This is a genomic window from Bacillus sp. 7884-1 (assembly GCF_002272245.1).
GTDB lineage: Bacteria > Bacillota > Bacilli > Bacillales > Cytobacillaceae > Neobacillus.
The window spans coordinates 41,670-64,510 of sequence record NZ_NPDD01000001.1; the positions used below are offsets into that span (position 1 = coordinate 41,670).

Sequence of the window (22,841 nt, forward strand, 5' to 3'; positions counted from 1 at the left end):
TTAACAGGAGAAAGGTAACCTATTTCTCTTCAAATTTACTATATCCAAAGAATTTCCACTATTAAATCTATTTAGATTTATGTTATATTATAAAAGGAATTACTTATTACTACGATTATAGTAATAACTTAAATAAGGGGAGTGAATGAAATGAAAAAGTTTGGCCTATTTACTTTGTTTTTGGTTCTTACTCTATTTATCGCGGCATGTGGGACCGATAAAACAGCAAGTAAAAGTGGTAATAGTGAAAAAGTATATAAAGTTGGTGTAGATACGACGTATCCTCCGTTTGAATTTAAAGAAGGAGACGAGTATAAGGGTATCGATATAGAATTAATTAATGCGATTGCGAAAAAACAAGGGTTTGAAATTGAACTTTCTCCAATGGATTTTGGCGGAATTATCCCAGCTATGCAAGCTAACCAGCTTGACGTGGCTATTGCCGGAATGAGTATTACAGATGATAGAAAAAAGATTGTAGATTTCTCAACACCGTATTTTGACGCGGGATTAATCGTAGTTGTTAAAGATGATAATTCAACGGTTAAATCCGTTGATGACCTTAAAGGGAAAAAGGTTGCTGTTAAAAAAGGTACGTCAGGTGCGAAATATGCAGTAGATAATGCTTCAAAACTAGGAATTGAAGTTGTTCAATTTAACGATAGTCCTGCGATGTTCCAGGAAGTATCGAATGGAAATGCAGATGCTCTAATTGAAGATTACCCTGTTATCACTTATGCGATTGCCCAGAAGGATCTAGGATTAAAAACTGTGGGAGATCGTTTAAATGGAGATCAATACGGAATTGCTGTATTGAAAGGTGAAAATCAGGATTTATTAGAAAAAATTAACAATGGGCTTGCTGAGCTTAAAAAAGATGGAACCTATGATAAAATTCTAAAAACGTATCTTGGTGAATAAAATAATAGGATAAGGCGTGCTTAAAGCGAGCGCGTCTTCTTTTTGAAAGGGGATGAAAAAGGTGGATATTATTGTTTCTGCTTTGCCCATATTATTAAAAGGGCTTCAAGTAACACTCTATATCTTTTTGATTGCTATCATACTAGGTTTTTTAATAGGTTTAGTAATTGCCTTGCTGCGACTTGCACCTCTTAAAATCTTAAACTGGATCGCAAAGGCTTATGTAGACGCCATTCGAGGAACACCATTTATTGTGCAATTGTTCTTTATCTATTTTGGGGTAAATTCACTTCAGGTCATTTCCTTAAACAGTACGACAGCGGGGATCATTACGGTTGCGATTAATGCAGGGGCCTATTTTGCTGAAATTATTAGAGCGGGTATTCAATCGATTGATAAGGGACAAACAGAGGCAGCAAGGTCGATTGGCTTTACGAGCGCACAAACGATGCGCTATATCGTGCTTCCACAGGCTTTTAGAAGAATGCTCCCAACCATTACGAATCAGTCGATCATCAGCTTAAAAGATACTTCGCTTTTATCGGTCATTGGTATTGCCGATTTAACACAGCAAGGACAGATTCAAGCTTCAGCCACATTTGAAGCTTTCAAGATTTGGCTGGCTGTAGGTGTCATTTACTTCATCGTCATTTACTTGTTAACACTTCTTGCTAATTTCGTTGAGAGGAGGTTTCAACTGCGATGAGTATGATCACAGTAAAAAACTTAAGAAAATCATTTGGCAGCCTAGAGGTATTAAAAGATATTAATGCAGAAGTGAAGGAAAAAGAGGTTATTTGTGTTATCGGTCCTTCGGGTTCAGGTAAGAGTACATTCCTTCGCTGCTTAAATCGCTTGGAAGAGATATCCGGCGGTCAGGTAGTTATAAATGGACATGATATTACGGACAAAAAAGTCGATCTTAACAAAGTTAGACAAGAGGTTGGAATGGTATTTCAACAATTTAATCTATTCCCTCATAAAACCGTTTTAGAAAACATTACGTTGGGACCGATCAAGATTCATTCTACAGAGAAAACAGAAGCGGAAAAACTAGCGCTTGATTTACTAGATAAAGTAGGACTAAGAGAAAAAGCAAATAGTTATCCGGGAGAACTGTCCGGGGGACAAAAACAACGGGTGGCAATCGCCAGGGCTCTTGCCATGAATCCGAAGATTATGCTTTTTGACGAGCCGACTTCTGCACTTGATCCTGAAATGGTCGGTGATGTTTTAGAAGTCATGAAACAGCTTGCGATAGAGGGGATGACAATGGTCGTTGTTACCCATGAAATGGGCTTTGCAAGGGAAGTTGGAGACCGTGTTATTTTCATGGACGGCGGTTATATTGTGGAAGAAAATGAACCGAATGCGTTATTCGGCAACCCTCAGCATGAACGGACCAAAGCATTCTTAAGTAAGGTGCTTTAGGTACCTGTCACCATCTGCAGGTATAAAAAGGATTGGGTTTCTCGCGCCTCACGGTGCAAGCAGCCCAATCCTTTTTTAAAGATCCTTATATATTACTACAGTGATTCTTTAATCGTTTCAATCATTTCCTTATATTGTTCATTTGTTAAGTATGTTTTTCCAGGGTTCATTTCAAAAGTGGAACCCCAATCTGCTTTACCTTCGTATTTTGGCACAATGTGCATATGTAGGTGATGCATTTTGTCTCCATACGCTCCATAGTTAATTTTACCAGGTTGGAAAGCCTTGTCGACTGCTGCTGCAACCTTTTTCACATCGTTCATATAAGCCGCTAACTCCTGGCTGTCCAGTTCGAATAGTTCTTTTACATGATCCTTATATACAACATTACATCTTCCGGTATACGTCTGTTCTTTAAAAAGAAATACTGTAGATACCTCTAGCTCGCAAATCTCAATCATTATTTCGTCCCGTCGTTCATCCTCATCTGTTTATTGATTTTCAAACTACCTTTTATTTTACCCCTAGTTATATTAAAAGTATTTGTCTCAAAGTGTCGAATTTAATATCTTTTATTCAACCTTAGATTGATTTTTACATGTAGTTTTTCCCATAAAACTGGATACCGTTTTATTAGCCTGGAGTGACCGAAGAGTGTTTATGGAAAGTATTTGGATATCATTTGTTGAAAAAATAGAGACATGGTCACTTAGACCATGCCTCTTTGAATTATTTACTCTGTGCAGATAAGAAAACCTTTTGTGCTGCTAATATCCCTGATCCCGGTTCGAAGGAATATGAGAAATCTTGTAATCCGGCTTCTATAAGCGAAACGGCTTGCAGGATATCGCTCGGAAAGCAATAGCCCATATGCCCAAATCTGAAAATCTTCCCTTGCAGATGGCCAAGGCCACCAGCAAAATCGAGATGGTATTTCTCCTTTACATGACTGATGAACGGAGACAATTCTATTCCTTCTGGAGCACAAATGGCAGTAATGGTTGGTGATGCATACTCATCAGATGTTAACAGACCAATAGAGAGTGCCTTCATCGACTCACGAACCATATTTTTCATTAATTCATGTCTAGCTACCGTTTGTGCAAATCCGTCTTCTTCGTCTATCAAATCACATGCCGCAGAGAGTCCAAAAATCAATGAAATCGCTGGGGTGTTCGGTGTCATTCCTTTTGAAGCCCACTCACGATAGCTTAATAAATCCAAATAATAGGAAGGTGTGTTCCTTTCCTCTATCACTTTCCACGCTCGTTCACTGACGCTTAAAAGTGCAAGGCCAGGAGGGAGCATCATCGCTTTTTGTGATCCGGTTACTAAAATATCAATTCCCCATTGATCCATTTCAGCAGGGGCCCCGCCAAGACAGCTAACTCCATCGACGATAAATAGAGCATCAGTATGTGTACGAACCACGTTAGCTAGTTTTTCAATTGGATTTAGGATACCTGTTGAGGTCTCATTGTAGGTGGCAAACACGGCCTTTATATTGGATAAAGGTTTTAGAAACTGAATTAGATCTTCTTCCGTACAAGCCTCGCCCCAGCTTTTTTCAAGTTTATGTACCTTGAAACCATTTTTCTCACAAATCGAGACGAAATAATTACCAAAGGCTCCGACAGTGATGACCACTACCTCATCTCCGGGGGAAACTGTATTTACCGCTGCTGCTTCTAATGCTGCCGTTCCGCCTGATGGCAGTAGTAAAATATCTTGCTCCGTTCCGAAAATAGGTTTTACACGGTTGGTTGTTTCTTGGTATAACCGTACAAACTCTTCAGTACGGTGACTAATCATGTCTTTGTTCATCGCCAGTTGAACTTTTTTAGGAATTGGGGTTGGTCCCGGGTGTCGTAAAATATTTGGATACATCTATTTCACTCCTTTTTTTATCTTGCATTTTTCATGACATCTCTTACTCTATAATATTATAGATTGGTGGAAAGTAACAACATTGGATATAAAAGACAAAAGATTGAGATCAGCCTCAAGCTTTTGCCCGTTAGAAAGTACCGGAGCCGCCACCGCCGCCGCCTGTTCCACCACCACCACTTGAACTGGAGCTGCCATCACCGCTGCTGCTAGTTGACTGATAGGCGGACCGGAAACTTGAAGAAGTGTCAGGGCCGATATAAATAATCGAGTAGAAGAGGGCCGTATCACCGTCATTATAGCTGGATGGGGTGAGTGCTTCTATTAGCTCATCGTTTTTCCGATACACCTCCTTGCTACTGATTCCAAGTCCGTAAATATAAGCACGCATGCGCTCGTCATCAGACCATTTCTCCCATTCTGCTTGTGGTGTTTCCTTAAAGCGAGCTTTAAACTGCTTCCATTCGTAAACAATCTGGGCACCCTCCCAGGTCTTTGGACGATAGACACAAGCGTAGAGGATAACCATAAAAAATAGTAGGAGTGCTGCGAAAAAGGAGCCTAAGAGATCATAAATCGGGAAAAGGAACAGAAACGGCAGCAGCAATACACTTGAAAGACCAACCAGTAAACGATAGGTTATTTTATTCTCATAAAGGGAATAACTGTCCACTTCGTGCTTGATAGCGTCTCGCCATTGTGACTGAAATAAATGGAAGTTAGTATGATTTTTCTTATTCTTTGTATAAGAAGTTAAATCCTCAAAGCTAAAGGTATGCTGACTGCCGATTTTATCAAAAAGCCATTCCATCAATATATTTTCATGCTTTAACGGGCTTTTCGGCCTAACTCTGTTAAACTTGTCATCTGCCGATTTAGTCACATAACCCTGGCGAACCAAATCTAGTAAACCAGCAGCCATCGCCTGCGGTTGAAGATAGTGATTGTTTGTAAAGAAAATCGTTGCCGGCAAGCTCATGATTAGCTTTGGTACGGAATGGAACTGGGTACCTTCACGCATTAAATCATTGCGCCTTGAACGTGCGGACATCCAATCCCGAAGGAGTAACAGCAGAAAAATAATTGTAAAAGCAGGGAGACCTACCGTGCTAATCGTTGAAAGTGTTTCCTTGTTTTGGCATCGGCTGCAGCCTGCTCGATTAGTTCCTGCTCCGCCTTTAGAATGTCCTCTTTCATCGGTTTATCGGCAGTGGTTGTGGCATTTGGAAAAAGTCCAGCAGGGTAGGCCACGCGGATATCGGCATTGGTATTACTAGGAACATAGCCAAGATTAAAAAAGACGGACCCATCTTCCTGAATGGTTTCAGCAGTAAACGCCTCGTCATATCCAAAGGCAATGACATCCTCTGTCGGTCCAGGCGGATGAATCGTAATTGAGAGATTTTCATAAGAGGATTCATTTCTGTCAACCAAAAAATGGCCAGTAAAATTGCGCAACATCTTGATATACTTCTATTCCGTTTTTAATGGTGTAGTGGAGTGTTACCGTAATCGTTTCATCCTCACCTTTACGGTGAATTTTATAAAGGTCATCTTCTTTTTCAATTCGTAAATTCTTTCCGTTCTCGGTTGCCGTAAATTGGCTAATGGAAGCTCCCTTTTTCGGGATCACTTCACGGGTAATCTCGTTAAACTCACCATCAAACACATACGTATGCGTTTCTTCTACTTTTACATCTCCGTTGTTTTGCAAGTAAGCGTCCATTTTCACATTGGTAATCGAAAATTCCACAGCTAAGCTTTGATGGGGGAAAACGAACAACAATGCAGCCAATAGCAAGCTAGTAATCCACTTTTTTAGCATAAGTGTGTCACCTTCTTTCCTATTAGTAGTTATACGAAGGAAAAGAGGGAAGGTTTAACAAAATTTTCCACCTGGGTGGAGCAAGATACGGATATAATGGGAATGTAGTCCATTTAAAGAAACTAGATAAAGGGGGCGGAATATGCTTGCAGAAATTCAAGGTAAAATTAGTCGTACCGGTTCAAATTTAACGGAGCGGTTGGAAGATAATTTGACTGGGAATGTGTTCGGTGTATTGCGTTACATTCCATTTTCGGGAGTGCTTGGTGAAGTACTGGCAAATGGTGTTTATCCAAAATCAGTAGGGGAGGAAATACGCGATATCCATAAAGGCTTTTGGGCAGATTGTATTGATTTTTGGCCATATGATCGAGAGGGGGAGATTGATGCCCTGATTGAATTTGAAAATGTGATGATAGGGATTGAAGTAAAGTATACAAGTGGGCTTTCTTCAGATGATGGGGTTACGAATCATTTAGAGAAACAAAAAGCAGAAGAAATTTATAAAAGCATAAATCAGTTAGCCAGAGAATCTCGTATTGTTTCACGAAAAGGTCAAGATAAAATTAAGCTGCTGCTTTTTATTGCAGACCGGAAGTCATGTAAAGACGTATACGTGGACATTTCTGCGAGAGGAATCATAGAAAAAGATGTGGCATTCGGCTATATTTCATGGCAAGATATTTTGCTTCAGTTAAAGAACTTACAAGTAGCAGATCCCTTTCATCAGGTTATGATTCAGGATATTATAGCACTTTTAACTAGAAAAGGATTTGAGGATTTTACACATATGCATATTGAGGCTCCTCAGCCAATAAATGAACACGACTATTTTAAATTTTCTATGCAAAACAAGGTTAAATTAAGCTTTGAAACCACTCTATCAATAAGTGAGGGATTGTATTATGAGTTCGGCGGATAATATTCGAAATGCCTTTCATGTTGTCTATCATACATACGAAAATATACATAAATTAATGGATTATTGTAAAACTGTTGCTTCTGAGCAAAGTAATTATGTCAGCGTAGTAGATAAATTTTTGCGCTATAAATCGGATAATGACTTTTCTGGGTGGTTTATCCAAAATTTCATTCAATTGTTTCAGAATAAAGACGATATTGAATTGGAAAATGAGTGGCGGGATGGTCCGTTGTATGTCATGGAGCTTGAACTGTACAATGCTGATTTGGAGTTAGAAGAAAGCAAAGAGCTCCCATGTATACGGTTATCAAAATTTGAATATGAAAGTTTGCAAGATTGGTCAAGTGGATGTTCTCCGGCTAATCATTGGAGATTCTATTATCCATTACGTAATGACGATATTATGGATATACAAAAGGACGGAGATCATTTATACATTACACCGATTGATCAAGAAGCCAGTAACCGCTATTATTGGGGTGTAAATAAAATAACCAGCAAGCGTATTCCGCTTACCGACATAACCGCTGATAATGTTGTAGAACTGGTCTTTAAAACATTTGATAGTTTATAAGGATTTAATGAGTTGTATGCTAAATTAAATGATAGTAACTAAAAAAGGGTGGAAAAAGTGTAGAGACTGAAACTCTACACTTTTTCTGTGACTTCTCAGCGTAATACGTTTTACAGATTTAGCTCCGGTCACAAAAAAAAGATTCGGCCAGGTGCCGAATCAATAAAAAGATAAACAATAGGGGTCTTGAAAAAGATAGATAATAATAGTAATAGTCTTTCCTTTACTTGTAATTATCATACCTGCTAATTATGAAAAAACTATTAATAAAGGTATAAGTTTCTGTTACCGATTAAGCTGTTATTAAAAAATGAGAAACACATAAAGGATCAGTTTTTAGTAGAGAGTGTCGGTTTTGGACAACCCATCTAGAGCCTTCCGTAAGCTTTGACGTTTTAATGTGGAATAATTTTAGTTAATAATAATAATATCTTTATAGGGTATTAGGTAGGTAATGGTCCCTTTATTATGACTCATATTACCTGAGAGGAGATGGTTGGAGTGAAGTTTTTACAAACAAAAGCTTGGATCCTTTTACTTCTCATACAAGTTCTCATGCTAATTATAAGTATTTCGGGCGAAAATGGACCCGTAGGTGAAGGATCAGTTTTACACGCATATTTAACAAATGATCAAACCGATGCTGGAATTGAATTAAAGCTGCGTGGATCATTGGTCATAGGAATGGCTTTATTTGGTTTTGCCATTCTAACAAATGCCTATCGTAAAGGACTTCGTTGGTCTTGGTATGTATGCTGGGTATATCCGTTATACTTTATCCTCCATATCATTGGTTTTGGTACCTTTATGCCTGACATTATCTTTTTATTATTATCTTTAGCTGCACTATTTTTACCTTATAAAATCTTTTTTAAAGGAACTTGTTAACATAAAAATCAGAAGCCTATCACCCATCCACTTATCATATGTGTTTTTTATGTTTATTTAATGGACATAACATATAAGGTAAGGAAGTTCATAAATTTTTAAAAAGGGGGGTGTTGTGATGGGTAAGGAGTTTTCGAATAAAGATTCTGTAAGAATGGCGCTGATTGCTGGTACCATCCTTGGAATTATCGCTATTGGGGTTATAACGCTTAATGTTTTACTCGGTACAATGGTTCTTATATTAGCGGCAATCACTTTCGGTTTGTTCTGGTTTTATGGTACGGATACAACCGTTGTTTGCCACGGGAATGGCTTTACGGTGAAGATGGTGAGTAAAGGTAAAGGGACATCACTCCATGAGTACGGTTGGAATGAGGTTACGGAAACCAGATACTATGATAATGAAAGTGGAGAAGATCATTTGACTACCCGGCGTCTTCTTGTTAGGACAGCAAGCGGTCCTGTATTTAATCTCTATGCGATGAAGGGCTTTGAGGAACTCATTTCGATTTTCAATCAAAAAACCAACCATTTGCCGTATGTTTGGGTGAAACCAAGAGAGTTGTCTAATATTTTTATGAAGCGAGAGCGCAGCTTTCTTTAGGAAGCAGGAGGTCATACTTCCTGTTTCTTAAGTTTGTTTTACTTTCAAGCTTTGAATATAATCATAGTAAAACGGTAAACTTAGGAGGCGGCAGCATGAAACGAGTGGCGGTATATTGCGGTTCAAGTTTGGGTGCTTCAGAGGCGTATAAAATTGGAGCGATTCAATTAGGGAAAGAGCTTGCGAAACGGAATATTACCTTGGTTTATGGCGGTTCAAGTATCGGATTGATGGGTGCCGTCGCAGATACCGTGTTAAGTGAAGGCGGAAATGCGATCGGTGTGATACCTAAGATTCTGGAGGAACGTGAAATCTCTCATAAGGGGTTAACGGAATTGATCACCGTTGATACCATGCATGAGCGAAAAGCAAAAATGGCCGAGTTAGTGGATGGATTTGTGGTTATGCCTGGCGGGACTGGAACGTTAGAAGAGTTTTTTGAAGTATTTACGTGGGGGCAAATCGGGCTGCATAAAAAGCCTTGCGGACTCCTCAATATCAATCATTATTACGACCCGCTGATTCGCTTGTTCGAGCATATGATTGATCAAAAGTTTCTGCAGGAAAAGTTCGGTTCGATGGCAATTATTGAGGAAGAGCCAGCGGCCTTACTCGATAAATTTCTAAACTATGAGGCTCCTTCGGTGAAAGCATTTGAATAAGAAGGAATGGGAAAAAGCAGTGGATACACTGCTTTTATCATTATCCATTAATATAGTGAATGGATAGATAGGTAAATACATATAGCGGCTGCAGTAAATAAGAGGATAGACACTACACGATTCATTCTCAACTTCATTCCAACAGCAGAAAAAAAGATGGCTGCCGCTAATTTAGAAATGCTTTCATAAAAAGAGGTATTCGAAAAATAGGAGCTGCTGAAAATGATGGAGGCAAGGAAAGATATAGATATGACTAATCTAAACCACAATGGTCCTTTGAGAAAAAGTTGAATCATAAATTTAATTCGCTGCATACTGGAAAACTCCCTTCAAGAAAGCATATGGGGATTTAAAAAAAGTATAACTTGACTCCAATGTGTATCATCCTTTTTTGGCGTAATCATATTTTTCAATATAAGCAATGAATGGTACAATAATGTTAAATTATAGCAAGGAGGATGCCTACGTGAAACCAATTAAAGTAGAAGATGAAGAATTAAAAAAAGCCGTTAATTCAGGTGAGTCATATTTTCAAATAGGTAATCGAAAATTTCTTTTATTTGAAGTCGAGCAAATAAAAGAACCTAATGTTTATGAGGTAAGTGAGCCGGAGGAGGAAAGAAAACTTTTAGAAGCATTAGAAGATGAAAACCCTGTATTATCGGAAGAAGAGATTAACAGAATGTTGGAAGAACATTTATGAAAGTACTGTGGAGAAAATCATCCATTCAATCATTACTAGAGCTTGATAGATGGAGATCCACAGTTGAACCCCCCCCCCCATTGGCCCTCTGCTTAGGATATCAATTGAGCATTATTTCCATAATAAAGACTTAATACTTCATGTTCCAGGTAGAGCAGTCATTATTAGAAAATATCCTGTTGATTTACGAATGGTATTAATATCTGTTGGGAAATCCGATCCTTATAAAGTGTTTTCGACTTACCTCGAGAAATATTGAGATATTTTTAATAAGACATCCCCATCAAAAACCTCTGTGATTGTTATCTCTAATCAGTGTTCCGTCATTAAGCATTTTTCCTATTAATCCCTTTGAGGGGAAAAACCTCAATAAAATGTTTTCGACAGAGGTGCTGCCGAAGTCGTCACAGCCCGCACCTGCCTCTTTTGCTAATGCATTTTCCCAATTCGGTCCAGACAGGGAGATTCTTTGTTTTACGATTTCGTCTGGGTTAAGTGGAACCTATCAATCTGCTAGTATCGGCAAAGACTTATCCAATGCATAGGTGACCGTCTTTAATACACTGGCCGGTTCACTCGGACATGGACTCCAAATTATTCGTGCCGCTGAACTTACCAAACAAGGCTCGACAGTGGAAGAAATTGTTGCTGACCTTACGAAATACCGTGAAAATATGAATATCTTAGTCCTTTTAAACACTTTAGAGAATATTGTAAAGGGCGGCCGGTTGAGTAAATTCCAAGGATCGCTGGCGAAAATCCTGTAACTTTTTCATAAAAGGTTGGTCCTTTTCCTCGACAAAAAATTTCCCGGAAAACTATTCAAGTTCTCACTTCAAAAAGGCTTGAGGGCATTTTAATCAAACGCTTGATTAAGGTGAAAACTAGTAGACCTTGTCGAAAAAAAGACCCATTGAAAATGGGTCAGTGTTTCAATTTATTCTAAATTACTATGACGTCCAAATGCTGCTGTATGGTCCACTTGGGTAAGTGCGCTGTACTGAAGACATAGGGTATCAAATACAATATGAGCACATTGGTCAAATAGCGAACCAAGAGGCTGAATGGTTTTTAGTTCATTCTCACGGCGATATTTGGTGGCAGCTTGAACGTGTAGAATCGTGGTTGCAGCTGCCGCTAATGGTGATTCAGGATTTGTGGTAATACCCACCACCGAACAGCGAAGGGAATTTGTTTTTTCCGCCGTCCAAACGACATTCTTGGTTGTACCTGAGCCGGAAATGGCTACTAAAAGATCGCCTTCTTCGATGGAAGGGGTGATGGTTTCGCCTACAACATAAACGGTTGCTCCTAAGTGCATTAAGCGCATCGCAAACGATTTTGCCATCAAGCCAGAACGTCCTTCACCAATGACAAATATACGCTTAGCATTTTGCAATTGGACTGCAATATTTTGTAGTTGGTTTTCTTCTATTTGGCTTAACACTGTTTCTATTTCTTTTATTATAGTAGGAATGAGTAACATGATTATTTTGCCTCCACACATTTAAATTTTGCCGCAGCTTCTGCTGGATTCTCTGCCTTTGTGATAGCTGAACCAATAATTACCACAGATGGATTGAGCGTTTTTTGTAAGGATTCCAATGACTCCAAGGTAATTCCACCCGCTGCCGCAATGGTCATGCCGGGTTCATAGTTGTTGCTACTTTCAAGACCATGATTGGAGGCACCAAGCTCCTCCTGCTGATCCTTACTCACATGCTCACAAAATACCGCATTCTTGTATTTCATTAAATCCCTTTTTTGCTGTTCAGATGTATTTAATAAATCAATCATGACTGTTTTGTTGTATCGTTGTGCAACTTCCATACATGCATCAATGGTTACCAGGGGAGACACACCCATAACGGTAGCGACATCCGCTCCAGCCTTAAAACACATTTCAAATTCATAACGGGCATTATCAATCGTTTTGATATCGGCAACAATCGTTTTAGCAGGGAAAGTTTGTTTCATTTCTCTAACACTAGCCATTCCAAACTCCTTGATTAATGAGGTCCCAACCTCAATCCAATCAATCGAATCCGCAACTTTTTTTGTTAATTCTATCGCTTCATTTATTTCCATTCGATCTAAAGCAAGTTGTATTTTCATCGTCCAAACCCCTTTTCCGGCAGTTAGATAAATCGGTTTACTAAATCGGTTTATGAAATGATTATACTTCATTTGTAAGCGTTCTTCAATATAAAGAATTCATTCCTAAAAGAGAAGGGAGGAGTTGGTCGTGGTGCCTGACATCAGCATTAAAGGACTGTCCGCCTGAGGTGGACAGTGTCCACGAGCAGTGACAGGCACCGATCCAGGCACCGATCCAAACCCAAACTACTACACCATTTTGCTTGGAAATACGAATACTTCGGGTTCATGGTTTTCCTTTTGAATTTGTTCATAGAGCAGGTCGGCTGCTTTTCTGCCCATTTCGGCAGCGGGCTGGGTGATAAAGGATAGGGATGTCTCGAGCATTTGCGAGAATGGGATATTATCGAATACGACTACATCAAGGTCCTCTCCAAACTTAATTCCTTTTTCTTTTGTAAATTCTCCAAGAGCGATAAAGACTCGGTCATTTGCTGCAAACAGTGCCGTTGGTTTTACTTCTAAGGAGAAGAGCTGTTCCAGTTTTTTCTTCATTTCTGGAATACTTCCTTCAATAATAAAGTCTGGATTCACTTCTAGCCCTGCATCCATTAACGCTTTTTTGTAGCCTTCTAATCTATCTATCCGTGTACTGACTGTTAGTGGCTGTACAGCGAAGGCAATATTTTGATGCCCCTTCGCGATGAAGTGCTGAATCGCCTTGTAGGTGGATTCGGTATTATCGGTGATGACGGTAAATACATCGGGATTGTCTACTTTCCTATCCACAAACACAACTGGATAGTTTTGCTTAACCATGCTTTCATATAAAGCATTGTTTTTTCCAGTTGGAAAAATAATCAGACCATCCACCTGTTTGGCTCGAAGCGTTTCAATGTATTTCTTTTCTTTTTCAGGGTCATCATCAGCGTTGCAGACGATTGCCTGCAAATCGTATTGATGGAAGAAATCCTCAATGGCGCGGCTAACCTCTGTTGAAAAATAATGAGTAATATTCGCGACAATGATGCCGATAAGGGAAGTTCGTTTTTGCTTTAGACTTCGCGCCAAGAAATTTGGCTGATAGCCAAGGGTTTCGATGGCTTCTTCAATTTTCTGTTTTGTTTTTTCACTCATATATTCATAGCGTTTGTTTAAATATTGAGAAACAGTGCTCTTTGATACTCCAGCTTCACGGGCCACATCGGCCATTGTTATTCTTTCCATGCTATCTTCCTCTTTCCATTGGTCACTGCTTTCATTTTAGCGACAAATTTATGATTTATCTAGTGCTGGCGGTAATAGGAAGTCATATAAAAGAAAAGAGGATGACATTTGCATTTGTCATCCTCTTCCCGCTATGCCTTACATGCAGCTTGGACTTGGTCCATTCGTTTTTTTAGCATTTTTTGTTATCAATGCTAAGTAATCGTCTGTTAACTCTCATTTTGAATCCAAATTACGCGCTCACTTTCATATTTGCGGGCTTGCTGCTATCCTTTTTTGCGACATTTACCGCCCAGACGGTTAAGATTGCAGAAAGGAATAGAGATCCTGCCATAAAGATATATGATGCACCAAATCCACCTGTTGCACTGTTCAAATATCCTACGATATAAGCACCAACGAATGATCCTAATGCACCCATAGAGTTAATGAGAGCCATCGCACCACCTGCAACGTTACGTGGTAAGATTTCAGGAATAATCGCAAAGAATGGTCCATATGGAGCATACATCGCACCACCTGCAATGACCAACAGGGCAAAGGATATCCAGAAGTGCTGCGTTCCGATTGCATAAGAAGCATAGAAGGCGATTGCGCCAATTAACAGGAATGGCCAAACAAATGCACTGCGGTTCATCATTTTATCAGAGAAATAGGAAGCCGTTAACATAAGAACAATGGCTAAAACATAAGGGACTGAAGACAACCAGCCTGTTGTGACAATATCCATATTTGGCGCTGCTTTAATAATAGAAGGGAGCCACATCACAAATCCATAGACCCCAATGCTCCATAGGAAGTATTGAATGCTTAGTAAAATAACGGGTTTTGACTTAAAGGCTTCAGCGTAATTTTTAACCGGCTTTATTCCTTCTTGTTCTTTTGCTAATTGTAGTTCAAGCTCAGACTTTTCGTTATCTGTTAACCATTTTGCATCTTTCGGTTTATCGTTGACTAACTTCCACCAAATGAATGCCCAAATGACAGCAGGCAGACCTTCAATAATAAACATCCATCTCCAGCCAACAGATTCAACTAGGTAACCAGAAACAATTGACATCCATAGTACAGTTGCAGGGTTACCAAGAATTAAGAAGGTATTGGCACGAGAACGTTCTTTTTTTGTAAACCAGTTGCTTAAAAGTACGAGCATGGACGGCATAACAGCACTTTCTACTACACCAAGGGCGAAACGAATCACGAACAGCAACTTTACATTTGTTACCATACCTGTAGCAGTTGCTAGTAGGCCCCAAGCAATCAATGACCAAAAAATTAGTACCTTGGCACTCTTTTTCTCTGCATAAGCTGCACCCGGAACTTGGAAAAAGAAATATCCTAAGAAGAAAAGTGCACCGAGCAGGGAGGAGGTAGCCGCTGTAATATCTAGGTCTTTCGCTAACCCAGAAGCCGCTCCGAACCCATAATTGGCACGGTCAAGATAGGCAAGACTGTAAGTAATAAAGGCAATTGGAATCAGATAGAACCATCTTTTTTTAGCAATGGTTTGTTTCATGTTATTTCACTCCCTGTGAATGTTTTTCAATATATTTTTCTAACTGTTCTTTGGTAGGATAGCCATCATTGTCACCTGGTGACTGAACAGCTAGTGAACCAATTGCATTTCCTCGTACCACAGCGTCATGAATGGATATACCTTCTAGGAGTCCACTAATTACTCCGACGGCAAAACCATCACCTGCACCAACGGTATCAACGACATTTTCTACAGGAAACCCGAGTACAGTACCTTCCTCGGTTGCACTTTTATAAAAAGCTCCCGCCGGTCCCAGCTTAATAACGACAAGTTCGACACCCTTTTCTAAATAAAAGGAAGCGATGTCACTTGGATTTTTGAAACCTGTTAAGATTTCACCCTCAGCCAGCCCTGGTAAAACGTAATCAGCTTTACAGGCAACTTCATTGATTTCTCTTACCATTTCTTCTTGTGATGCCCAAAGAGTTGGCCGTAAATTCGGGTCCAAGGACACCTTGCGATTATTTTTTTTCATAAAAGTTAAGGCATGTTTGGCAAATCCCCGTGCATCTTCCGAGATTGCTAATGGAATCCCCGTCATATGAAGGTGTTTAGCCTCTAGAAAATACTCTTCATTGAAATCGTCTTCATTTAGATGGCTGGCAGCCGATCCTTTACGGAAGTATTGAACCTCTGGATCTCCTGCTAAGGCCATCGATTTTAATTGGAATCCTGTTGGGTACTTATTATCCAACAAAACATGGTCGATGTTGACGTTTTCATTTTTAAGACGATTGATAATGAATTTTCCAAATGCGTCGTTGCCTACTTTACTTGCCCAGCCAGAGCCGAATCCTAGGCGGGCCAAACCAATTGCCACGTTCGTTTCAGCCCCTGCCAGCTCGCGGGTAAATTCGCTGACTTCATGTAAGGAACCAGGATGATTCGCCATGAACATAGCCATTGCTTCGCCAAATGTTACCACATCTAACTGTTTCATAGCAGTGCCTCGCTTTCTGTCATCATTTGAATATACTCTTTTGTTCTTTCCTTTGGTTCGATTGGAAACTCAAGCGCTTTCACTAGACCGTTAGGAAGGCTGTTCATCACCATTTCCCAGCTGTGACCAATATTTTTCCGAAGCGGTAACGTAACGAGCTCACCGTTTTCCTGATCCACTTGTTTTAAATGAAGATAATGGACATACTGGGACAGCTGAGTTAATGCTTCTCGTACATACTGTTTGGAATAGTACCAGTTACCAGCGTCAAACGTCATTTTCACCGGAGCATTCTCTTCGGTGGCGCTTTCAAAAAAGGACTGTAAATTGGTAATATTTCCGCCATGCAGCGTCTGGTCATTCTCAACAAACAATTGAATTTCAGGATGCTGCCTTAAAAAAGAGTGGAGGTCGCTAACACTAGATTGGCTTTTATCAAAGTGTCCCAGTGAAACCTTTATCCACTTCGCTCCGAGCTGTTTTCCTTCTTGAAAAATGGTTGTTAATTCTTGTTCATTTAGCTGATGATCCTCTTTCCACAATTCAATGGGGGCGGAATAGACAGTAAAGAGTTGATGTTGCTCCATTTCTTGTTTCATGCTAACTAATGTTGGATCTTGATTTGAAAATAACTCTCTGCGAATCTCAATCCCGTATGCGCCTGATTCCGCAATGAGCTTAATAAAGGAAGCTTGCCCTTTCTCTAACACTTCAAATCTATTAAAAGCATTTAAAGGGATAATCACTTTTTGCATGGTTATGACACCTTCTTTGAAGTAATAAATGATAAATTGTTTTAGTAAACCGGTTTAGTAAATCGATTTATGGATATTATATACCCAATGAAAGCGCTTTTGCAACAAAAAGTTTTTTATTTTTGAATGTGTTAATCCTGACTGGTGATTTTGACATCATGTTGAAATCCGACGAAAGCACGAGATACCGAAAGTTTTATAAGGGGGAGGCATGACTATGGCAATTTTAAACACTATAATAAAAGAAATAAAAAAATTACAAATCTCAAGGAGATCGAGATAAATGGAATTCTGGGAATCAAGTTTTATAGATAAACAAACGATGTGGGGGTTTGAACCTGCAGACTCCGCAATCCTGATAAAGGATTTTTTCCTTGAAAAGAATGTTAAGGACATCCTGGTACCGGGTATTGGATATGGTAGAAATGCTAAAATTTTTACCGACAATGGAATAAAGGTAACAGGGATTGAGATTTCAAAAACAGCGATTGATTTGGCGAGGCAGAACGGGTTTGATAGTCATATTTTTCATGGTTCAGTAACAGACATGCCTTTTGACAATAATCTTTATGACGGTATATTTTCTTACGCCCTTCTTCACTTATTGAATGACCGCGCGCGAGAGAAGTTTATTAAAGATTGCTATGATCAGTTAAAGCCAAATGGATATATGGTTTTTACAACGGTTTCAAAAAAAGCCCCAATGTTTGGAAAGGGCAAACAACTGGATAAAGACTATTACGAGATCATGGAAGGCGTGAAAATGTATTTTTACGATTCTGACTCCATCAAACGGGATTTTGTACAATATGGACTGGTAGAGTTTTCAGAAATTGACGAACCAAATAAGGACATGAAAAATAAACCTTCGATCAATTTTATAATGATAAAATGTAAAAAGGGACTATAAAGTAATCATACAAAAACTTCAACACTATTTAATAACATAGCGCAGCAAAAAAAGGCATCCACTGGTGATGCCTATTTGCTTATATAAAAAAAAGGATTCGGCCAGTTGCCGAATCCAAAAGGAATCTATAAAAGGGGGTTATGAAAGAGAGAAAAAAAAGCTTGTCCTCTTCATGTATTTATCTTACCCCTTAAGTATGAACAAATTATGAACAAAGATTTAAGGTTCTATTAATTTATAGAAGTCATGCAGTTTGCTATTATCCCTTCATGCGTTCTGGAAGATTTTGAATCGATTGGACCACCATATCTAGCTTCGACTCAATCCGATATAGCAAGTAAAGGGTGACAATGATGGGGAATCCCACCTCACTGATGAGAGGTATCATTTGCTCCACGAGATTTCACTCCTTTCTTTTAATGAATACTGGTTTCCATTGAATCCGGCCTCCTACTCTAGTAAATTTCATATTCTGTTACATTCATCCACTCTAACTCTAGTGTTCACCTCCTTTTACCCTTTATATATGGAAAAGAAGAGCAAAAGGACATGGTCGGAAAAAATAAATTTAATTTGATGTAGACTGGAGTGACCGAAATTCCGATAGTTGAGTCCGCCAATTAATGTTTATCTTAAATTAGAAAGGTAAGGACCAGCCTATTTCAAGCTGGTCCTTACTTTTTAAATGAGTTGTTCAATTTTTTCTTCAAAATATTCATGCATCAAGCAGTTAAGATTGATTTTAAGACTTACATAATCGGATGTGTTGGGCCCGGTGGAATTGTATAAGTCATTAAGTTTTATTTTTAAATCGACGATGTCCATTAATAATTTTGTGTTTTCGTTTTGAATAGATTTGTTTGCTTTCATTCTACACCTCGTATATATATTAATTCCGTTTTTTGTGAATGCCATTTTTCCAAAATCCTACTGATAGTAACATAGTCCCTCTATCATGTGAACGGCCATTTAAAAAGTAGAAAAATTGAAAAAAGGGTAAATGATTTTAATATATCTTGTAGGTGACCATGTGCTCTTTTGCCTATGGTTTCGTTACTGTGAGAGACAAAAAGAAGTTATTTTGTAATAACGTCTAAATTTCGACAAATTATTTAATATGAATTTTTTATATAAAATAATGAACTTCCTTAGCTGTTCAACATTCCGTCATAACATTTCAAACAATCTGTGAACTTAACACTATGCCTGTGTTATTAACTGTAGCAATCCAATATAGTGTAAGTATAAAGAACAAACAAATTTTGAAGGGCGGAATGCTTTATGTTTAATAAATTTTTAAGAGAAAATAAGGTTGCAACAGCTATTTTAACAGTCATACGATTATATCTTGGATACGCATGGTTCACAGCAGGTTTTCATAAAATCACAGATGGATTTGACGCTTCAGGTTATTTAGGAAATGCAATAGCCAATCCCGTTAAAGGTCCAGATGGCAACATGGTTTACGGCTGGTATGTCAACTTCTTAGAAAGCTTTGCACTGCCAAACATAGATGTCTTCAACTTCATTGTTCCTTGGGGCGAAACGTTAATCGGTTTAGGACTTCTATTAGGATGTTTAACAACAGCAGCTATTGTTTTTGGTCTAGTGATGAACTTCTCTTTCTTCTTGGCCGGAACAGTATCTCATAACCCAACAGACATTTTCTTAGGCTTTATCATCTTAGCAGCAGGCTTCAACGCAGGTAAATATGGTTTAGACCGCTGGGTGGTTCCATTCATCCGCAAAACAGCTAAGACATACGTTGGCAAAGACAAAGACAAAGCATAAATAGAGTTACAAAAAAGACGATTCGGTCTCTGGATCGTCTTTTTTGCTTGAAAAATATTATGGACTTAACTTTTTAATATTAAAATTATCCCATAGTAACGTCCAGTTTGACGGATATGGATACCCTAATGCCCAGTAACTGATTCCGCGAAGATTGAATTCTTTGGCCAAATTGAATTTCGCTTGGGCACTTCGTGCATCTTCAAACCAAACCTCATGCCCGCGTCCTTGTTCATCGACGTAGCGGAAAAATGGCGATTGGGTTAGGGTGTCATATTGAATGGCTGCTCCGTATTTTACAGCACGGGCAACAGCTTCCTGGGTACTGAATGTTTCAGCCTCTTGACCTTGAACATGTGGAAGAAGCCAATCTCGAGCATAAATTTGAAATCCTAAAAATATTTTATCTGCTGGCATGACGGACAGCGCATATTCTACGACACGTCTCATCTGGTTAACAGGCGAAATCGCCTGGGGCGGACCAAGCCGGTATCCCCACTCATAGGTCATGAGCACAACAAAATCTGCAATCCGGCCATGTGCCTCATAATCATGTGCCTCATATAACAGACCGGCTTGAGTCGCACTCACTTTTGGGGCCACTGCGGTTGAAACAAAATAGCCTCTTGGATGAAGTCGGTCAACGGTCATCTGAAGAAATTGATTGTAATTCACCCGATCGGCCGGTAATACATTTTCAAAATCAATGTTTACTCCCTGATATCCTTTTTCCTCCATAATCCGAAGTATATTGGTAATAACTCTTTCTCGTAATTCCGGACTATCCAAAATGGTATGGGCTAAATTGGAGCCGGCTGCCGTTGAGGTGAAGTTTGTAATCGACATCATTGGTACGACGTTTTCTTCTATGGCAGCTTGAATCATTAAATCATCCCGTACTGGCTGCAAGTCCCCGTTCTCATTAATAAGGTAGGCAAAAGGACTTGCATACGTAAGAAAGTCGCCAAGTTCATGTATGGTCTCGGCACCTGAAGCGTCTGCTTGATAGGAATATGCATTTACTTCAATGGTTGGTTTCTGCACGGGAATTCTTAGTTGTAAACCGGGGTAAATAAGGTTTGGATTTTGTATTTGGTTCTCGTTAATTAGAGCTTGAACACTGACTCCGTACCTGTTCGCCACTTGCCATAATGTTTCTCCAGGCTGGATAACGTGGATTCTTGACGGGATCAATAGTCGGGTCCCCGGATATAAAACATTCGGATTTGTTATTTGATTTGCTTGGATAATCGAATTAATACTCACACCATATTGCTGCGAAATGGACCATAACGTTTCACCGCTTTTTATGACATGCCAAGTACCGGGGACAGGTATCACTAACGATTGTCCAATCACCAGTTGGTTTGGGTTTTGAAGGCCGTTGCCTTCGATAATTCCATTCATACTTACATTATAACGATTGGCAATTTGCCAAAGCGTTTCTCCGCTTCGGACAACATGTAAAAAGCAAATTATCGCCTCCAATATTTTTTCATGAGTATTGTACTATATGTAGGCAAAGATCATTGTGTCATCTGTCTAGATAAAGATGTTTTCGATAGGAGGTTATGAATGAAAGAGTTACAAAAAAGACAGCTACAGAGGCTCCAGAGATATTGTTTTCTTCCATTGTTCTATGGATAATGCTCTTAATGTTTTCTAGTGATGAAGTAAATAGCTCCTTGTTGCTAGAATAGGAAATTCCTTCTTGAAGGTTTTTCTAGTAAATTTTGAAAAATAAGCAGGCAGGTATGATATGAATGTTAGTGAAAAAAGGGGAATTTTAGGTGGATAATGTGTAACTATTTATCGACAAAAATTTTTATTAAAAAAAGATAAAAGTCCTTTGATCCAAAGGGTTTGTAGTAGTTTTAATCAAACGATTAGTTAGGAAGAAATCAGTCAGAGTTTGCCGAATTTTTGACTATTGATAATGTTCATACTTATTTTTCCAATATTTATAGTAAAATTGTATTGTGAACCAATTTAAGCTTATAAAAATATGAAAATGCACTATTTTTTATCTAATAAATGAGGATGATGATAAAGTGAAATATAAAGGCAGGATCATTACATTTTTATTAGTTTTCTTCATTAATCTACTCTATACAGCTTTTTATTTTTTAAGAGATGGTTATATAGACTTGATTGAGTACATTGGATATCCAATATTGCTTCCACTTGCTTGGTGGTTTGGCAAGCAATACGATAAAGCAAAGTATTATTCAGAGAAGGATCCTTTAACTGGAATTTATAATAGAAGATATGTTGAGTCTGCATTTACTACGATTAAATCTAGGTTAGAACAAACTCGCCAGAGCGGTGCTGTTCTACTTCTCGACGTAAATGACTTTAAATTGGTCAATGATCATTTGGGACATAAAATGGGGGATGAATATTTACTTCTGATTACGAATCAATTGAAGAGAAGTGTAAGGAAAACGGATATTGTAGCCCGTTGGGGAGGAGATGAATTCCTCATTCTATCGCCTGATATTCAAAAAAAGGAAGATTTGGACCAAATGCTTGAGCGAATCCATCAAAATTTGAAACAGCTGTCCTTCAATGATGTGAAAATAAGTGTTTCAATCGGCTCAGCCCTCTACCCTAAGCATGGAAAGTGCCTTGATGACCTATTAAAAGTGGCTGATAAAAATATGTATCATTTTAAATCACAAAAAAAGCTAAGAGACACACTGGGCTAGACAGTGTCTCCTAGCTTTTTTAGGTCGGCGAGAAATACTGGCGGATGGCAAGAAATACTGGCGGATGGCGAGAAATACTGGAGGATGGCAAGAAATACTGGCGGATGGCGAGAAATACTTGCGCATAGCAAAAAATACTTGCGGATGACAGATAACACTCTCGGATAGCGAAGAAAATAGTTGTCTTTTAGCGCTGTTCAACATTCTGTCATATCATTTTGAACGTATTGTAAAATTGTTCACATACCCATGTTTTTAACGGTGGAAACGAGTATAGTGTAAGTATAAGGAACAAACAAATATTGAAAGAAGGAATGACATATGTTTAACAATTTTTTGAGAGAAAATAAGATCTCAGCAGCTATTTTAACTATTATTCGTTTATACCTAGGCTACGCATGGTTCACAGCTGGTTTTCATAAACTTACAGGCGGCTTTGACGCTTCTGGATTCTTAGCT

General features: G+C 38.8%; 28 protein-coding genes and 2 pseudogenes. 15 read left to right on the forward strand and 15 right to left on the reverse strand.

Translation table 11 applies throughout. The features are described 5' to 3' along the window. Nucleotides 1-150: 150 nt before the first annotated feature. From CHI06_RS00210 to CHI06_RS00220, 3 genes are all read left to right on the forward strand, one after another. Entirely contained in the window at nt 151-921 is a 771-nt protein-coding gene (locus CHI06_RS00210; protein ID WP_095246405.1) for a transporter substrate-binding domain-containing protein, read from the forward strand. A gap of 61 nt (nt 922-982) precedes the next feature. Continuing rightward, nucleotides 983-1,627, forward strand: a complete 645-nt coding sequence (locus CHI06_RS00215) for an amino acid ABC transporter permease (protein ID WP_095246406.1) — start codon at nt 983-985, stop codon at nt 1,625-1,627. Beyond that, nucleotides 1,624-2,352, forward strand: coding sequence for an amino acid ABC transporter ATP-binding protein (locus tag CHI06_RS00220; protein ID WP_095246407.1), 729 nt, complete (start codon nt 1,624-1,626; stop codon nt 2,350-2,352). Before CHI06_RS00215 ends, CHI06_RS00220 begins: the two co-directional genes overlap by 4 nt. 95 nt (nt 2,353-2,447) lie before the next feature. On the opposite strand, the gene CHI06_RS00225 is transcribed toward CHI06_RS00220, so the two are convergent. The 5 genes from CHI06_RS00225 to CHI06_RS00245 form a co-directional block, all read right to left on the reverse strand. Further along, nucleotides 2,448-2,813 (reverse strand): HIT family protein, encoded by a 366-nt coding sequence (locus tag CHI06_RS00225; RefSeq protein ID WP_095246408.1) that lies wholly within the window; start codon nt 2,811-2,813, stop codon nt 2,448-2,450. 268 nt (nt 2,814-3,081) lie between these two features. Further along, nucleotides 3,082-4,239 (reverse strand): pyridoxal-phosphate-dependent aminotransferase family protein, encoded by a 1,158-nt coding sequence (locus CHI06_RS00230; protein ID WP_095246409.1) that lies wholly within the window; start codon nt 4,237-4,239, stop codon nt 3,082-3,084. A gap of 130 nt (nt 4,240-4,369) precedes the next feature. Further along, nucleotides 4,370-5,260 (reverse strand): DUF2207 family protein, encoded by an 891-nt coding sequence (locus tag CHI06_RS00235; RefSeq protein WP_373558120.1) that lies wholly within the window; start codon nt 5,258-5,260, stop codon nt 4,370-4,372. 80 nt (nt 5,261-5,340) lie between these two features. Continuing rightward, complete coding sequence (locus CHI06_RS00240) at nt 5,341-5,700, reverse strand: DUF2207 domain-containing protein (protein WP_095246411.1); 360 nt, start codon at nt 5,698-5,700, stop codon at nt 5,341-5,343. Beyond that, on the reverse strand, nt 5,666-6,064 hold the full coding sequence (locus CHI06_RS00245; protein ID WP_095246412.1) for a DUF2207 domain-containing protein: 399 nt from the start codon (nt 6,062-6,064) through the stop codon (nt 5,666-5,668). Before CHI06_RS00245 ends, CHI06_RS00240 begins: the two co-directional genes overlap by 35 nt. 142 nt (nt 6,065-6,206) lie before the next feature. Between CHI06_RS00245 and CHI06_RS29565 the strand changes: the two genes are divergently transcribed. The 5 genes from CHI06_RS29565 (at nt 6,207) to CHI06_RS00270 (ending at nt 9,714) form a co-directional block, all read left to right on the forward strand. Next, nucleotides 6,207-6,986, forward strand: coding sequence for a hypothetical protein (locus tag CHI06_RS29565; protein WP_179292493.1), 780 nt, complete (start codon nt 6,207-6,209; stop codon nt 6,984-6,986). Beyond that, nucleotides 6,970-7,560: a hypothetical protein gene (locus CHI06_RS00255; protein ID WP_095246413.1), complete on the forward strand. Its 591-nt coding sequence runs from the start codon at nt 6,970-6,972 to the stop codon at nt 7,558-7,560. Before CHI06_RS29565 ends, CHI06_RS00255 begins: the two co-directional genes overlap by 17 nt. Nucleotides 7,561-8,061: 501 nt before the next feature. Continuing rightward, nucleotides 8,062-8,448: a hypothetical protein gene (locus CHI06_RS00260; protein ID WP_095246414.1), complete on the forward strand. Its 387-nt coding sequence runs from the start codon at nt 8,062-8,064 to the stop codon at nt 8,446-8,448. 118 nt (nt 8,449-8,566) lie between these two features. Further along, a complete protein-coding gene (locus CHI06_RS00265) occupies nt 8,567-9,052 on the forward strand; it encodes a hypothetical protein (RefSeq protein WP_095246415.1) in 486 nt (161 codons plus the stop codon). A 95-nt stretch (nt 9,053-9,147) separates the two neighbouring features. Beyond that, complete coding sequence (locus tag CHI06_RS00270; RefSeq protein WP_095246416.1) at nt 9,148-9,714, forward strand: TIGR00730 family Rossman fold protein; 567 nt, start codon at nt 9,148-9,150, stop codon at nt 9,712-9,714. Nucleotides 9,715-9,761: 47 nt separating this feature from the next. Here CHI06_RS00270 and CHI06_RS00275 read toward each other — a convergent pair whose 3' ends face one another. Next, entirely contained in the window at nt 9,762-10,028 is a 267-nt protein-coding gene (locus tag CHI06_RS00275; RefSeq protein WP_095246417.1) for a hypothetical protein, read from the reverse strand. A 152-nt stretch (nt 10,029-10,180) separates the two neighbouring features. Between CHI06_RS00275 and CHI06_RS00280 the strand changes: the two genes are divergently transcribed. Both CHI06_RS00280 and CHI06_RS30295 read left to right on the forward strand, forming a co-directional pair. Beyond that, entirely contained in the window at nt 10,181-10,417 is a 237-nt protein-coding gene (locus CHI06_RS00280) for a hypothetical protein (protein ID WP_095246418.1), read from the forward strand. A 374-nt stretch (nt 10,418-10,791) separates the two neighbouring features. Continuing rightward, nucleotides 10,792-11,184: pseudogene (locus CHI06_RS30295) on the forward strand (DegV family protein). A gap of 170 nt (nt 11,185-11,354) precedes the next feature. Here CHI06_RS30295 and hxlB read toward each other — a convergent pair. The 6 genes from hxlB to CHI06_RS00320 form a co-directional block, all read right to left on the reverse strand. Beyond that, nucleotides 11,355-11,903, reverse strand: a complete 549-nt coding sequence (hxlB, locus tag CHI06_RS00295) for a 6-phospho-3-hexuloisomerase (protein ID WP_095246421.1) — start codon at nt 11,901-11,903, stop codon at nt 11,355-11,357. A gap of 2 nt (nt 11,904-11,905) precedes the next feature. Beyond that, complete coding sequence (gene hxlA / locus CHI06_RS00300) at nt 11,906-12,532, reverse strand: 3-hexulose-6-phosphate synthase (RefSeq protein ID WP_095246422.1); 627 nt, start codon at nt 12,530-12,532, stop codon at nt 11,906-11,908. 231 nt (nt 12,533-12,763) lie between these two features. Next, nucleotides 12,764-13,741, reverse strand: coding sequence for a LacI family DNA-binding transcriptional regulator (locus CHI06_RS00305; protein ID WP_095246423.1), 978 nt, complete (start codon nt 13,739-13,741; stop codon nt 12,764-12,766). A 232-nt stretch (nt 13,742-13,973) separates the two neighbouring features. Further along, nucleotides 13,974-15,257: an MFS transporter gene (locus tag CHI06_RS00310; RefSeq protein WP_095246424.1), complete on the reverse strand. Its 1,284-nt coding sequence runs from the start codon at nt 15,255-15,257 to the stop codon at nt 13,974-13,976. Nucleotide 15,258: 1 nt separating this feature from the next. After that, entirely contained in the window at nt 15,259-16,218 is a 960-nt protein-coding gene (locus tag CHI06_RS00315; protein ID WP_095246425.1) for a sugar kinase, read from the reverse strand. Continuing rightward, complete coding sequence (locus CHI06_RS00320) at nt 16,215-16,973, reverse strand: sugar phosphate isomerase/epimerase family protein (protein WP_095246426.1); 759 nt, start codon at nt 16,971-16,973, stop codon at nt 16,215-16,217. Before CHI06_RS00320 ends, CHI06_RS00315 begins: the two co-directional genes overlap by 4 nt. A 283-nt stretch (nt 16,974-17,256) precedes the next feature. Between CHI06_RS00320 and CHI06_RS00325 the strand changes: the two genes are divergently transcribed. Then, nucleotides 17,257-17,883: a class I SAM-dependent methyltransferase gene (locus CHI06_RS00325; RefSeq protein ID WP_095246427.1), complete on the forward strand. Its 627-nt coding sequence runs from the start codon at nt 17,257-17,259 to the stop codon at nt 17,881-17,883. A 259-nt stretch (nt 17,884-18,142) separates the two neighbouring features. Here CHI06_RS00325 and CHI06_RS00330 read toward each other — a convergent pair whose 3' ends face one another. Both CHI06_RS00330 and CHI06_RS00335 read right to left on the reverse strand, forming a co-directional pair. Next, on the reverse strand, nt 18,143-18,280 hold the full coding sequence (locus tag CHI06_RS00330; RefSeq protein WP_095246428.1) for a YvrJ family protein: 138 nt from the start codon (nt 18,278-18,280) through the stop codon (nt 18,143-18,145). Nucleotides 18,281-18,564: 284 nt separating this feature from the next. After that, a complete protein-coding gene (locus tag CHI06_RS00335; protein WP_142300908.1) occupies nt 18,565-18,753 on the reverse strand; it encodes a hypothetical protein in 189 nt (62 codons plus the stop codon). Between the two features lie 411 nt (nt 18,754-19,164). Here CHI06_RS00335 and CHI06_RS00340 point away from each other — a divergent pair, with 411 nt between their 5' ends. After that, nucleotides 19,165-19,674, forward strand: coding sequence for a DoxX family membrane protein (locus CHI06_RS00340; RefSeq protein ID WP_095246430.1), 510 nt, complete (start codon nt 19,165-19,167; stop codon nt 19,672-19,674). Between the two features lie 57 nt (nt 19,675-19,731). Here CHI06_RS00340 and CHI06_RS00345 read toward each other — a convergent pair whose 3' ends face one another. Continuing rightward, nucleotides 19,732-21,162 carry a LysM peptidoglycan-binding domain-containing protein gene (locus CHI06_RS00345; RefSeq protein ID WP_257009111.1) on the reverse strand — a complete coding sequence of 477 codons (1,431 nt, stop codon included), beginning with the start codon at nt 21,160-21,162 and terminating at the stop codon, nt 19,732-19,734. Nucleotides 21,163-21,245: 83 nt separating this feature from the next. Between CHI06_RS00345 and CHI06_RS30300 the strand changes: the two genes are divergently transcribed. The 3 genes and pseudogenes from CHI06_RS30300 to CHI06_RS30305 all read left to right on the forward strand — a co-directional run. After that, the gene (locus CHI06_RS30300) at nt 21,246-21,374 is read left to right on the forward strand and encodes a hypothetical protein (RefSeq protein ID WP_257009112.1); all 129 of its coding nucleotides are present in this window, start codon (nt 21,246-21,248) and stop codon (nt 21,372-21,374) included. A gap of 351 nt (nt 21,375-21,725) precedes the next feature. Continuing rightward, on the forward strand, nt 21,726-22,382 hold the full coding sequence (locus tag CHI06_RS00350; RefSeq protein ID WP_179292494.1) for a GGDEF domain-containing protein: 657 nt from the start codon (nt 21,726-21,728) through the stop codon (nt 22,380-22,382). Nucleotides 22,383-22,703: 321 nt separating this feature from the next. Continuing rightward, a pseudogene (locus CHI06_RS30305) lies at nt 22,704-22,841 on the forward strand (Crp/Fnr family transcriptional regulator); the annotation flags it as partial.

Coding starts and splice junctions, on each gene's coding strand:
- CHI06_RS29565 (WP_179292493.1), top strand. CDS start 6,207: ATGCTTGCAGAAATTCAAGGTAAAATTAGTCGTACCGGTTCAAATTTA.
- CHI06_RS00210 (WP_095246405.1), top strand. CDS start 151: ATGAAAAAGTTTGGCCTATTTACTTTGTTTTTGGTTCTTACTCTATTT.
- CHI06_RS00255 (WP_095246413.1), top strand. CDS start 6,970: ATGAGTTCGGCGGATAATATTCGAAATGCCTTTCATGTTGTCTATCAT.
- CHI06_RS00270 (WP_095246416.1), top strand. CDS start 9,148: ATGAAACGAGTGGCGGTATATTGCGGTTCAAGTTTGGGTGCTTCAGAG.
- CHI06_RS00220 (WP_095246407.1), top strand. CDS start 1,624: ATGAGTATGATCACAGTAAAAAACTTAAGAAAATCATTTGGCAGCCTA.
- CHI06_RS00325 (WP_095246427.1), top strand. CDS start 17,257: ATGGAATTCTGGGAATCAAGTTTTATAGATAAACAAACGATGTGGGGG.
- CHI06_RS00320 (WP_095246426.1), bottom strand. CDS start 16,973: ATGCAAAAAGTGATTATCCCTTTAAATGCTTTTAATAGATTTGAAGTG.
- CHI06_RS00315 (WP_095246425.1), bottom strand. CDS start 16,218: ATGAAACAGTTAGATGTGGTAACATTTGGCGAAGCAATGGCTATGTTC.
- CHI06_RS00340 (WP_095246430.1), top strand. CDS start 19,165: ATGTTTAATAAATTTTTAAGAGAAAATAAGGTTGCAACAGCTATTTTA.
- CHI06_RS00275 (WP_095246417.1), bottom strand. CDS start 10,028: ATGCAGCGAATTAAATTTATGATTCAACTTTTTCTCAAAGGACCATTG.
- CHI06_RS00230 (WP_095246409.1), bottom strand. CDS start 4,239: ATGTATCCAAATATTTTACGACACCCGGGACCAACCCCAATTCCTAAA.
- CHI06_RS00265 (WP_095246415.1), top strand. CDS start 8,567: ATGGGTAAGGAGTTTTCGAATAAAGATTCTGTAAGAATGGCGCTGATT.
- CHI06_RS00245 (WP_095246412.1), bottom strand. CDS start 6,064: ATGCTAAAAAAGTGGATTACTAGCTTGCTATTGGCTGCATTGTTGTTC.
- CHI06_RS00305 (WP_095246423.1), bottom strand. CDS start 13,741: ATGGAAAGAATAACAATGGCCGATGTGGCCCGTGAAGCTGGAGTATCA.
- CHI06_RS00310 (WP_095246424.1), bottom strand. CDS start 15,257: ATGAAACAAACCATTGCTAAAAAAAGATGGTTCTATCTGATTCCAATT.
- CHI06_RS00335 (WP_142300908.1), bottom strand. CDS start 18,753: ATGAAAGCAAACAAATCTATTCAAAACGAAAACACAAAATTATTAATG.
- CHI06_RS00225 (WP_095246408.1), bottom strand. CDS start 2,813: ATGATTGAGATTTGCGAGCTAGAGGTATCTACAGTATTTCTTTTTAAA.
- CHI06_RS30300 (WP_257009112.1), top strand. CDS start 21,246: ATGAATGAAAGAGTTACAAAAAAGACAGCTACAGAGGCTCCAGAGATA.
- hxlB (WP_095246421.1), bottom strand. CDS start 11,903: ATGTTACTCATTCCTACTATAATAAAAGAAATAGAAACAGTGTTAAGC.
- CHI06_RS00240 (WP_095246411.1), bottom strand. CDS start 5,700: ATGTTGCGCAATTTTACTGGCCATTTTTTGGTTGACAGAAATGAATCC.
- CHI06_RS00235 (WP_373558120.1), bottom strand. CDS start 5,260: ATGCGTGAAGGTACCCAGTTCCATTCCGTACCAAAGCTAATCATGAGC.
- hxlA (WP_095246422.1), bottom strand. CDS start 12,532: ATGAAAATACAACTTGCTTTAGATCGAATGGAAATAAATGAAGCGATA.